The 11,764-nt window shown below is 61.5% G+C and carries 9 protein-coding genes and 1 pseudogene; 3 read left to right on the forward strand and 7 right to left on the reverse strand.

Translation table 11 applies throughout. The features are described from left to right. Positions 1-230 precede the first annotated feature (230 nt). From L4923_RS25615 to L4923_RS31150, 4 genes and pseudogenes are all read right to left on the reverse strand, one after another. Entirely contained in the window at positions 231-611 is a 381-nt protein-coding gene (locus L4923_RS25615) for a VOC family protein (protein ID WP_239369938.1), read from the reverse strand. Between the two features lie 609 nt (positions 612-1,220). Then, positions 1,221-3,062 (reverse strand): HipA domain-containing protein, encoded by a 1,842-nt coding sequence (locus L4923_RS25620; RefSeq protein ID WP_239369939.1) that lies wholly within the window; start codon positions 3,060-3,062, stop codon positions 1,221-1,223. Positions 3,063-3,276: 214 nt separating this feature from the next. Then, positions 3,277-3,439 (reverse strand): annotated as a pseudogene (locus L4923_RS25625) (IS5/IS1182 family transposase); the annotation flags it as partial. Between the two features lie 284 nt (positions 3,440-3,723). Then, on the reverse strand, positions 3,724-4,764 hold the full coding sequence (locus tag L4923_RS31150; protein ID WP_239369940.1) for an Ig-like domain-containing protein: 1,041 nt from the start codon (positions 4,762-4,764) through the stop codon (positions 3,724-3,726). A 620-nt stretch (positions 4,765-5,384) separates the two neighbouring features. On the opposite strand from L4923_RS31150, the gene L4923_RS25635 reads away from it, so the two are divergent. From L4923_RS25635 to L4923_RS25645, 3 genes are read left to right on the forward strand one after another with little or no spacing between them, the layout of a single operon-like run. Further along, positions 5,385-7,427, forward strand: coding sequence for a terpene synthase family protein (locus L4923_RS25635; RefSeq protein ID WP_239369941.1), 2,043 nt, complete (start codon positions 5,385-5,387; stop codon positions 7,425-7,427). 51 nt (positions 7,428-7,478) lie between these two features. Further along, the gene (locus L4923_RS25640) at positions 7,479-9,050 is read left to right on the forward strand and encodes a hypothetical protein (protein ID WP_239369942.1); all 1,572 of its coding nucleotides are present in this window, start codon (positions 7,479-7,481) and stop codon (positions 9,048-9,050) included. 35 nt (positions 9,051-9,085) lie between these two features. Next, positions 9,086-10,414, forward strand: coding sequence for a cytochrome P450 (locus L4923_RS25645; protein WP_239369959.1), 1,329 nt, complete (start codon positions 9,086-9,088; stop codon positions 10,412-10,414). A 33-nt stretch (positions 10,415-10,447) separates the two neighbouring features. On the opposite strand, the gene L4923_RS31235 is transcribed toward L4923_RS25645, so the two are convergent. The 3 genes from L4923_RS31235 to L4923_RS25660 form a co-directional block, all read right to left on the reverse strand. Then, positions 10,448-10,726: a transposase gene (locus tag L4923_RS31235; RefSeq protein ID WP_275448580.1), complete on the reverse strand. Its 279-nt coding sequence runs from the start codon at positions 10,724-10,726 to the stop codon at positions 10,448-10,450. A 239-nt stretch (positions 10,727-10,965) separates the two neighbouring features. Beyond that, complete coding sequence (locus L4923_RS25655) at positions 10,966-11,400, reverse strand: type II toxin-antitoxin system VapC family toxin (protein WP_239369943.1); 435 nt, start codon at positions 11,398-11,400, stop codon at positions 10,966-10,968. Then, entirely contained in the window at positions 11,400-11,639 is a 240-nt protein-coding gene (locus tag L4923_RS25660) for a type II toxin-antitoxin system VapB family antitoxin (protein ID WP_239369944.1), read from the reverse strand. The genes L4923_RS25655 and L4923_RS25660 overlap by 1 nt, the downstream gene beginning before the upstream one ends. Positions 11,640-11,764 lie beyond the last annotated feature (125 nt).

Below are 11,764 nucleotides of genomic sequence, written 5' to 3' on the forward strand. Positions count from 1 at the left end.
CCCATGCAGAACCTGGCCCATAGCGCATCCTTTGATTCGGACGACAATGATGAACCATCAAAGCCTGGGATCAAACACCTAACGCCTGGAAAAACAAGAACCCGAATCGCTTGGCTCTCGCGATCCGGGTCAATTCAAGCAAGGGCGGATCGAGAAACCTACCCTTGCTCAACGGCCATAATACCATCGATCTGCTAAATTGAAACCGCTGGATGTTCCACCCGCAGGTTTCAACGTGCGGTATCCTCACTCCCGGCAAGCCGATCAGGCTGCCACAATTCGATTGGATTGCCTTCCGGATCGTGGATGCGTGCGAAACGGCCGACGCCTGGCATATCCCATGCCGGGTTTGTGATCACTGCGATCCCTGTCTGACGCAGACACGCACAGAGCCCGTCGAGATCGTCAACCCGCAGGTTCAACATCCATTGCCGATCCGTGGCGAAATAATCCGCTTCGGCAGTGAATGGTGCGAAAACACTGGGGCCGGCTCTTGTCTCCCACATGCCAAATGGCTGCGATCCAACACCGAGATGTTCCAGATACCAGGCACGCAAGGTCTCCGGATCGCGTGCGCGAAAGAAAAAACCACCGATGCCCGTCACGCTCATTCTTCATCTCCATATCTTGCGCTGCCGAATCGGGCGGCGCCGCGCCAGGTGCGCCCCATAGCACCGACCGGGCCGCTTTCTCACGCCATCAGACCCGCGACGCACAGGTGCTTGTCAGCCTCGGCAGGACTTCGGAGCGCTGTCGCCGGGGAGTGTGCGGCCCCTGGCGAGCTCCGAGCAGATCAACTCGCAGGCGTTTTGTGCATCGCACGACGACCGGGGTGCCGCCGACGCGCTCCGGCATTGTCGCGTCAGGCGCTCGGCCGCCTGCTCAGGGGCGCCCATCATGCTCACATGGGATTGAGTGAGGCCAGGACGACGCGGAAATCGGGCGCGCGGCAGGCTCCGCGGCATGTACGCGGTCAACATCCTTGTCTTCAACAGCCGGAGCCTGCCAAGGCTCATTATCGCCGCCTCGAAAAGGCGCTCCGCTCGCAAGCCATGAATGAGCGCTGGGCCCACAGGGCCGCCTTCAATCTCGGTTGCGCATCGGCGACAAACCGGACCAGGAACGCGGGAGCGTTGAGCGCGATCCCGTTCTCGCGCGCGAAGGCCGCAACCGGGACAACCAGTCGATATCCCCGACCGAGATCTTGTCCGACCGGGAGCTCATGCGAACGCGTCGCATCGGCGAACGACGATGGCCTTCACCCGCTCTTCCGCCAATCGGGCGTTCTCGCGATCGCACGCGAAGTCCGGCAGCGAAAGCACCGTCACGGCCTTGCGCATGGCCGCCGCAACACTGGCCATCGCCTCCTCTGCGCGTGCAAGCGGCAGTTCGATCGTACGAGCGAGCGTCAGGAAATCTCCCGGCGTGAGACGATCGTCCTTCCCGTTCAACTTCAGCGCCATCCGATCCCCTGCGAGGCCGGGAAAAACCCGTGTGGTCACCGGGTCATAGAGCGGTGCGAGCCTCACGCTTTCAAACCGCCGTGCGCCCGGTGCGGCAATCTTAAGCAGCGCGAGGTTCTTCAGGTGCATGTCGCCGTCGGCAATCAGCCAGGCGAACAAGGCTCGTCGAAACAGAACGTCGAGGTCTTCCGCGGGGTCGGTGGAGAGCGGCCGCAGCCCTCTGGCAGTCCGTTCGATCGTTCCGTCGTATTTGGCCGAAGTCGGCAGATCGAGGACTGAACAGAAGTCTTCGAGCGCAAGACGACGACGATCTTGCGGCCCGCGCCGAATGTCGAACCGCCCAACGACCAGCGCAGGCGCCATGCCGCCGGGCATGCCGACGAGCGCCGTGTCTGGCACGGTGAACTGGGCCGCCCGACCAAGCTCTAGACAGAACCATTCGACGACCGGCAATGCCTCGAATCCGGCCGTCCCGGCCGGCTTCAGGATATGGGTGAACGGTTCTTCTATCGCCGGCAGCAGCGCGCCATCGGCGGTAAGGCACATCGGCGCTTTGATTTGGACGCCTGAGAGCCGCGGCGTGTTCGCGCGATCGAAGAGCTGCGCCAGGTTTTCCTCAAAGGTCCGCTCCAGATCGCCTCTCGAGGGGCCAGCATAGTGGCCGGTGAACCTCCCTTGTTCGGCGAATGCTTCAAGCGGCGCTTGGAGGACGTCGGGCGGCAGGGCGTCGAGCCCATCCGGGCTCTCGACGACTGCGATATTCGACATGAACCGCTTGCCGCGGCGAAGCGCATCCCGATCGTCGCGATCGTGAAGAACCTGGGCGAGCCAGCCCTCGGGCAGGAGTGACTCCACAAAAGCGGGAAGCTTGCCGGGCGTGGTCTGACGAACGAGTGGAGGGCCGACATGGGAGTGGGACTTCCAGCGCCACTCAAAGCCGTCATGAGTTAAGCGGCCGAGCGGTTCGTCGTGCCACGCGACAATGCGATCGAGCGCGGCCTTGTTGGCCGGCGGCTTGCCGGCAGCCGGGCGGGCGATCAGGTAGCGTTCGGCTGCTTCGCCTTCCCGGTACCAGCCGTTCTCGCGCGCCAACATCCAAAGCGCGTCGGCTGTCGCCCGCGATGACCCATATTCATCGATCAGCCGCGCTGCCATCTCTGCGCGTAATGGGCCGGTGATTGCACTTGCATGCTCGCTGCGCAGACGGAAGGCTTCCAGGAAGCGTTGACGTGGCGATGACACTTCGATTCGGAACTCACCCTGGTCGTCCCCCACGATCGCAGGTGCAGTCGAGGGATGCGGGGGCGCCTCGTTCTGAATGATTTCGAGGCTGCGAAGCCGCGTTCGCTGGTTGCGGCGACCGCTGATGAACAGACGGCCGTCAGGGGTCGGCCCGAGCAGCGCCGCCGAAGCAAACGACAGGTAAGCGTTGGGATAGAGATAGTGTGCGATGCGAACGGCGTGCGCCAAGACCTCTGCGTCAACGTCCGCGTCTGCCGCGACATACACACCGCGGACGAGCTGAATGAGGTCGCCAGCCGCCGCTCGGGCGTGCGCACGCCGACGATCAACGGTCTCTCCAACGAGAATTACGGGCACGGACAATCTCGCATCTCAGATGCGCGAAAGTCCTCAAAATATTCTTCCCTGTCAAGAACTTTCACGCATCTCAGATGCGCGAAAGTCAGACTGCACTGAGACTCCGGCGACCCCCCGAGCCCGGAACGCGGCCGCTCACGCGCTCCGTTCCTGAAGACAAAGGCGGTACTGAACCAGAAATCCATCCGCGTCGACCGCCTCCGACAGCAACCTGTTCGAAACCTTTGGCTTTGTCCGTCCGCTTGACGACCGCCAGGGCGAACGCGCCGATCTTTTGCAGGTCCCGCTTCGGTTTCGGTCCGGCATGGCCGCCGCCGGCGAAGGTGTACCGCCAGCCACGGCCAGCGTTCGAGAATGGCCTTGAGGGCAGCCGGTGCGGTTCGCGAACGGCATCATCGGCTCGCTCGGCGCCCACCCCGCATCGGCCAGATCGCTTGCGCAGGCGCAACGCGGCTCACGATGCGCATGGGGGGTTCAGTCCAGGCCATCGTGATCTCCATCGAATCCCGCAAATCCAGCGGAACCACAACCTCCTGCAATCACTGAACTCTTTTGGGAACGGACGCTTAAACCCGCGCGCGCCTGGCGCTGTCGTGATGAGTTTCGAAACCGCCTCCGGAAGGCTGAAGGTGGAGCGCCGCATATGGACCGCTCCGCCTGTTCATGATCCGGGCATTTTCGGAAGGCCGCACCAGGCTTTGAACCGGCCGCCTAGGTTGCAACTATTCCATCCACCCATATTATAATATAGGTATGTGCCTCCTCCGTACCCATATATGGTGCAAAACCAGTGGTTTTCATCGACCGGCAGGCGGCCGTCTACATAATCGACCGGCAGGCGGCCGTCTACATAATAGATCGACAGATATCCTCCGGGGGACAGGCTGTTGCCGCCGATGGATAGTCTCCACACCTCCGCTTCCGGCCCGGTCAGCAGGTTCTCATTGACGACGAGGCGGAAGACGTTGGTGACGATGACGCGGTAGGCGACCTGCCTGCCGTCGGTATCGGTGGCGCGGATCAGCGTTGTGCCGTTGGCCTCGCCGGTGACCTTGCCCTCGGCGTCGACGGCGGCGATGGCGGGGTTGTCGCTGGCGTAGCGGTAGGGCGGCGTGCCGCCGCTGGCCACACGCACCGCGGTGTTGCCGGGGAAGTCCTCGCCGTTGGTCGGCCAGTCCGGTATTTTCGTGGCGATCCCCTTCAGTTCCATCTCCGTCTGCGGGATGCTCAGCCCCGCCACCGTCAGCGAGCGCTCGGGCGACACCGGATTGGTGCCGTAAAGCCCCCTGGCGGTGAAGCGGTGCGGCCCGTTGGCAAGGTCCTCGAGCGTATGCAGCCAGGCGCCGCCGGACGTGACGCGGATCTTGCCCTTCCATGTCTCGCCGTCGAAGATCTCAACCTCCTCGCCGGCTTGAGCGGTACCGCTCAGGCTGAGGGTGGCATCGGCCGTGGTGCCGCCGTCGGGCACCTCGCCTTTCGTATCCCAGATATAGCCAATGGCCGGCATCACCTCGACGGTGAGCGCGCGTGGCGGGGAGACGGGTTTGCCGCCATACTGGCCTTCGGCGATGAAGATGTGCAGACCTGGAGCTAGGCCCGAGGCCGGCAACCTCCAGTTGCCTGAGGCATCGACGGGCGCGCCGCCCTCGGAGATATCCGTATCGCTGTCGTCAAGCATCCGCGCGATGGCAGCCCCCTGCACGCGGCTTCCGCCGGCGCTATCGACGCCTCCGGCTCTAGGCCTTGCCACCGTCACCGCCTTTCGTCCTCGTGGCGGATTTGCCTCGTGTCGTTGCCATGGACCTTTTGTCGAACAAGCCGCATGCGCAACATCTGGATGGCGCATGGTCTGCAGGGTCACTTCGAACGTTGCACCGGATCTGCTTTTACGCTATGCAACTATGGGTTGCTTTTGTATTATGCAAGTGTCTCCCTTGGGAAGGCGGCCGAAGAGGGTGAGACCGGTTCGTCGCTGCCGGGTGCGTGACTTGCAGCCAAAGTTTTGCCGGTTTCGGAACATTGAGGAGTGGCGATGCATCCATCTCGCCGCGCAACCTTCAAACCATTTACCGCCGCCGGCACCGCCCGGTGGGCCTGGCGGAGCGAAGCGAGCCTTTCCGGATCGGGGCGGTCGCGTCGGCGCGGCCTTGAAACGGCAATGGCAGGTGCGTTCAGCGTCCCCCGTCGACCGTTGCGGCCCCCTCGACCGCTGCGGCCCTTGTCCGACCTCGGTTCCAAACGTCACGAAAGGTCAGGCGCTCCAAGTAACGAGCGAACCAGGCGCCCAAAACACTGTGGCAAACCGTTGAATGGGGAGTGCTTATGACAGCCAAGCAAAGTGTATTGACCAGTGGCGCACTGAGCTTTGGGGACAGCCTGCACTTTCCACCGTTCGGTTTCAAGTTCAAGCACCGACGGCAGCCCGATGCCGAAGACTTGCTCAACCAGGTAAACGGGGACGACTGGCCTTACATCACCGCGTTTTATGTCAACGAAGGGGCGGCCAAAGCGAATCGCCGGCACCTGCTCCCCTTGTTCGGCTCTCTCATTTGCCCCAGCGCATCGCGGCAGCGCAGCTACTGGATCATGCGGCAAGTCGAGCTGATCGCAGTCATGGATGATCACTTCACGCTTCCGGATGTCATTGACGATCCGCAACAGCTTCGCATCCTGGAGGAGATGTACGCAAACGCGGTACGTGGGATCCGGCCACCGGATGCGTTTCCCGTGGCACAGCTGTTGCACGACACAGTACAGCCCATCTTCGCGATGCTCTCCCCGACCTCATCGATAGGCCCCCGCTTGGCCGCCGCCATACACGAGGTCATCGAATATCTGTCCCATCCCGTGGTTCATCGTATGGAGAAGCTCAGCTTCGACGAGTACCTGCGCATACGGCGATGCGAGACCACAGCGATGTGGTGCGCACTGCTCATAGAGTTCGGCATCGATGTGGACATGGCCGATGCACTGGGCGAAAGCACGGATCTTCGCCAAGTGCTGCAGGCAGCCACCGACCTCATCGTACTCATCAACGATCTCGGCTCGTTTCGAAGGGAATTTTCAAACGACGACGCGCTCAACGGCATCTGGCTGCTGGTGCGTCAGCAAAACATGAGTGTTCAGCAGGCGATCGACCAGTTCGCCCTGCTTGCGCGCGAAACCGAAGACAGATTGATCGCCGCACGCGATCGCGTACGCGCCTGCCCGCTTGGGCAGCGCGACGATGTACGCCGATACATGGACGAACTGGTATGTTTCTACACCGGCTGTGCCGAATTTCACACCTTCTCCGAGCGCTTTTTCGGTCTCGATTGCGACCAGGCCTTCTACTCGGGCGAAGTGAAAATCGAACGACTGGTATTGCCACAAGACATCGCCGGATTCTCAACCGTCGCCAAATCGAGGTGCGAAATGCGCTCGCAGCGTGAGGACAATGCCGCGATCCACGTGATCAAGGGGCACGATATCGACCACTACCAGGAAAATATCGAGCGAGTATACGCCGATTCGCCAGACGAATGGTGCAAAGTCATCGGCCAGGAGTTCTGGTTTCAGTACGGGGTGTTCGACGAGAAAACCAGCCGGCAAGGCACGCCAATGGATGCCTCAGGCCGACGGCACATGGACCGTCAATTCGAACTGGCCGAGCGAAGTGGAGCGGATCTTTCCAGCCAATCCGTGCGGCGCGCGATCGATGTCGGTTGCGGCTGGGGCCCCGTACTCAAGTACATCGCGGAGCGTTTCCCTGAATGCCATTGCATCGATGCGGTCAACGTCAGCCCCGTGCAGATGGACTACGTCCGTCGGTCGCTCGAGCGCGAGGGACTGACCGATCGGGTCAATCTCTATCTGTGCAACGCGAAGGATATCGGCTTGCTACCCGACACCGAGATGCCTTTCGACCTGGCCATCCTTCGCGGCAGCATCTGTCAGTTCACCGCACAAGTCATGGAAGACACGATGGCGGCTTTGGCGGCACGGATGCGCCCCGGCGCCACGGTCATCATCTCGGAGACCCTCTACAAGACCGATCTGGCAACCTACCAACCTTTTATTCCTGACGAAGTCGATCGCGGCGCGGCCGGACACCGCAAGACGCCTGAAGGCGTCAGGCAGGCCCTCCAAAATCACGGCTTTACCGTCCTGGACGAACGGGTCCTGCCCTCGAATGAGGAGGTCATCCGCTGGTACACCATCCTGCGCGAGAATATCGAGGCAAACTATCCGTCACAGCGCGCAGCCATTTTCGATCAACTTCATGACATGTCGATCAGCCTGTCGGATGCGCTGGAGAAAGACAAAGTCTCTTCCGTGAGCTTTATCGCGCGGCGAAACCAGGAAGTCCCGGCGAATGCTCGTTGAAAACCGCGAGAATCGCAGCAGTCGCCGGACACGCCAACCTGAAATCAGGCCATGCACATCATGCTGGATAACCTTGGGTCCTCAGGACAAGGCCGCCTTGCCGATGAACTTGTTTCGCAACTCCGGCATCTCCTCGACGGCTTGACCGACAACGGACGCATCACGCCGTCCGTGTACGATACCGCGCAAGCCGTAATCCATCGGCCAGCCGATGGCGATCGCAAATCGGTCTGGAATTGGCTGCTCGACACACAACAGGCCGACGGAGGCTGGAGCGATCCCGATTACCCGAAGTTCCGCCTCGCCTCGACCCTTGCGGCCACCCTTGCGCTGGCGCGTGCTCGAAATCATCGACATACGACCGCAATCGAGGCCGGATGCGCATTTCTCAACAAGCAGGATGCGTACTGGCGTTCTGCCACGCTCGGCGATATTCCGGTCGGGCTGGAAATCATCTGGCCACGTCTGCAGGCCGATGCATACCGCGCGGGCCTGCGATTTGCCTTGGATCAGCCCGAGGCATTGCGCGCCATCGGGCAGGCGCGCCTGGCAAAGCTCGGCCGTGCGCCAGCGCCGCCGGCCGGCCACCCGGCCCTGCATTGCTGGGAAGCCTGGGGCGACGCACCTGTCGCCGCATCGCTCGGGGCTGAAGGCAGCCTCGCAATCAGTCCTTCGGCGACAGCGGCATGGTTGCGGGCCGCGCGCGATCGAAAAATAGATCCCGCGCTTATCGCGCGGGCCGAACGGTATCTCGGCAACGCCGAACAGGGATGCGAGGCCGCGAAGCCCGGCCTCTTGCCCTACGTCTGGCCGCTTGACGTTTTCGAGTGTGCATATGTCCTGTATTCTCTGGGACTCGGCGGGCTGCAAACACACCCCGCACTGACCATGCCCATATCGCGTGCGGCCGCCTTTCTGGAGACACGGCTCACGACAAGGGGGGCAAGCTTCGCGGCGGGCTTCGATCCCGATGGCGATACGACCGCGGTTACGATCGCCGCGCAATCGATGATGGGGCGCGCCGCCGACAGCCATTGTCTTGCGCATTTTGTCGGCGCGGATGCGTTCGTTACCTGCCCGGGAGAACGGAATCCGTCGATATCGACCACGGTCCATGCGATGCACGCACTCCGACTGCAGCGCAAACCTCATCGCGCCGCTCGTACCTATGTGATGCAGCATCGGGACGCCGATGGTTTGTGGCGTGGCGATAAATGGCATGCCTCACCGTTCTATCTTACCTGCCACGCCGTCGCCGCACTCGACAAGGACGATGTCAAGCAATATGGGCCACGAACACTGGAAGCGGTGTTGACACACCAGCATGCCAGCGGCGCGTGGGCCGGTGCCGGAACGCCAAATTTCGAAGAAACCGCGTATGCGGTGTTGACGATCAACCGATTGTGTCCACCGCGGGCCATGCCGCCGGCGGCCCGCGAAAGCATGCTGCGGGCTTTGCACTGGATGTCGCAAACCTACCGCTCGCAATCGAGATCGACCCCGGCGCTCTGGATCGGCAAGGAGCTTTTCTGTCCGGTTCGTGTCGTGCGTGCTGTCGAATTGACCGGTCTGTGGGTGGCCCATCGACGGGTCGGCGCAACGCGGGGAGCCGCATGCTGCTAAACCCCTTGAACCGCCGCGTAAAAATGCGGCAAGGCATGCCCGTGCTGCCCGGGGCCTTCCCTGTCGTGGGACATCTGCCCGCGGTCGCTCGCGCGCTGCCCGAATTGCTCGCCTATGGCGAGCGCCATTTGGGAACGCATTTCTGGCTGAAGATGGGCACCATGGGGCAAATGCTGGTTTGCACGCGACCGGAAGCCTTCGAACTGTTCAACAACAAGGACGTGCTCGCAGATCTGCTGGGCGATGTGGCCCCAGCCATGCGCAACACCATGGCCACGCAGGACGGCGAGCTTCATCGACGTACGCGCGGCTGGGCAAATCCAGCATTTCAACCTCAAGGCCTGTCGGCGGCCAAGGTCGGGGACCTTTTCGCCGACGTCATGATGGCCTGGATCGAACCCTGGCCAAAGCGGGGAATAATCCACCCGGTCGAGGAGACCAGCGCACTGACGCTGAAGATGACATTTCGTATGCTCGGGATCGCTGAGCAGGATATCTGCGCATGGGAAGAGAACTACCGGAACTATGCATTGGTCTCCCTGTGGCCAATCGACCTGCCGGGCACGCCACTGCGGCGCAGCCGCCAGGCGCAAGCATGGATCGATGCGCGCTTGAAAGCGCTGATCACGGAGCTTGAACACCACCCCAGCGACAATGGCCTTCTTGCCACGCTCATGCGGTCTGCTTCAGCGCCCGATATCTCATCCCCGCAATCAAACCTGCTGGGCAACTTGAGGGCGCTAATCCACGCCGCGCACAAGACCACTGCGGTCACAATGGCCCATCTGATGATCAAACTGGCCCAACACCCTGCCCACTGGGATGCGCTTGTCCAAGAAGCCCGCGCGATGGGTGCCGTACCGCGCAGCCCCGCCGAACTCGCCAGTTTTCCCCTTGCCCAAGCGCTGTTTCTGGAAACCCTGCGCAGCGAACCCGCATTCCCCCTGGTGTTTCGCCGAACACGCCAGAACATCGAACTCGGCGGGCGCCAGGTCGCCGCAGAAACGCGCCTGATCATCCCGCTGATACTGCTGTCGCGCGCGCCCTCGATCTATCCGCAGCCCGATGCGTTTCTGCCGCAGCGCTGGCTGGAACAGCACCGGGCACACAAACCCATCCAGACCTTGCAGTTCGGAAGTGGACCGCATCGCTGTCTCGGGTTCCATGCAGCCTGTATGCAATTGGTGCAATTCGCCGTGACACTTGCGCTTGTCCTGGATTCGGAAGGAATGCGACCAACGCTCATGCCCCCCCGAAACGATGGGCGGCGCCGCTTTCCGATCAATTACCCGCCACGCGATATGGAGATTGCTTTCCGCGCCAACTTGTCAGCGGCTTGTTTCCGATCCGACGATCGGCGCTGAACAGATGGAGCCAGCAACAACGGCTCGTTCCGTTCAAGAGTATGCGCCTCGCTGGAGGCACCGAACAAACTCTGGCCGATACGCTGCGTGTTTTGGTAAATTCCGGAGAGCTTCTCGGCCGACCTGAGCATCCGAAGCCTTGTCGTCGAACGCCTTGGCCAGGTTTTCGATGGCCTGCCGCTTCCACCGTGTGATCTGGTTGGGGTGAAGCTGGTGCTTCGTCGCCAGTTCCGAAATCGTCCGCTCGCCGCGGATCGCCTCAAGCGCAATCTTGGCCTCGAACTCGGCTGTAAACCGTCTGCGTGTCTTCAGGCCGGATCGTCCTTTTCGTCGGAAAAACCCACCTTAGCCCCTGTCTCGGAAACCGGGACCACCTCAGAGATCAGGGCCATGCTTCAGCAGTTCGCCTTCCGGCCACCTCGGCATCGAAGGCACTCCACTCCCCCCAAGCCACAGTATCTCGAGCCTTGGCGTCAGCCACCACCAATATTCGCGTAGGCGCGCCGACACAATCTTTACATGTAGCCTTTAGCGGCTTGCCTGCCTTGCCGCTACCAGGCGAGATCTGTTTCGGTGAAGTCGCCGCCCTTGTACGCAATCCGCAGCCGGTACGCTTGGGCGCAGGCATAGGTGAAGCAGTCACCCATGTTGAGCTTGGCTGGATGATTTACGATCTTACCGTATCGTTGCGCAGCGTCGAGGGCCTTGCTACCGACGTCGCCGCTGATCATGGTTTCCTTCGCAGCCATATCGGCTATGAATTGGTCGACCAGTTGTCGCGCCTTGGCGAGCATGACCGGTGTAGCGGTCTTGTTTGGCCCCTCGGCCTCGGCAAACTGCCGCGTCACCGCCAAGACGGCCTCCATGCGGGTAACTGCCGACACATAGAACGGGCCACCGTACAGTGTCAGTCGATCCATGAGGTCGTCTGCATCATCTTCCAGGCCGATAATTGCCACGATGACCGACGCATCAATAAACAGCATCAGTCCTCACCCCAAAGTTCGTCCGTGACCTTCTTGTGATCAAGGTGAGCCATTGGCCCGGCTTTGCGGGCCATGGCGAGGGTCTTTGCAAGACGATCGCGAACATGCAGTTTGGTCTTGCGGCTCTCGATCTCGTGTTTGAGCGCCAGTTTGACAGCCTCGACCTTGCTGGATTTGGTGAGGCCGATTAGTTCCTCGGTGAGCTTGTCCACTTCGGGGTCTTTGATATAGAGAGGCATAAGAGCATATCCTTTCCAGGATATAATCATATCCTCTTTTCATATCCCGGCAATGTAAAACCCCGCCTCGTAAGGCGGGGTTATGGCGGGAAGAGGAATTTGATGGTGTGGAACGGCTTCGGGGT

This window comes from Terribium retamae, assembly GCF_022347545.1.
Lineage (GTDB): Bacteria > Pseudomonadota > Alphaproteobacteria > Rhizobiales > Rhizobiaceae > Mesorhizobium > Mesorhizobium retamae.

Excerpts from the sequence above, each read along its gene's own strand:
- L4923_RS25615 (WP_239369938.1), bottom strand. The coding sequence starts at position 611 with ATGAGCGTGACGGGCATCGGTGGTTTTTTCTTTCGCGCACGCGATCCG.
- L4923_RS25635 (WP_239369941.1), top strand. The coding sequence starts at position 5,385 with ATGACAGCCAAGCAAAGTGTATTGACCAGTGGCGCACTGAGCTTTGGG.
- L4923_RS25640 (WP_239369942.1), top strand. The coding sequence starts at position 7,479 with ATGCACATCATGCTGGATAACCTTGGGTCCTCAGGACAAGGCCGCCTT.
- L4923_RS25645 (WP_239369959.1), top strand. The coding sequence starts at position 9,086 with ATGCCCGTGCTGCCCGGGGCCTTCCCTGTCGTGGGACATCTGCCCGCG.
- L4923_RS25655 (WP_239369943.1), bottom strand. The coding sequence starts at position 11,400 with ATGCTGTTTATTGATGCGTCGGTCATCGTGGCAATTATCGGCCTGGAA.
- L4923_RS25660 (WP_239369944.1), bottom strand. The coding sequence starts at position 11,639 with ATGCCTCTCTATATCAAAGACCCCGAAGTGGACAAGCTCACCGAGGAA.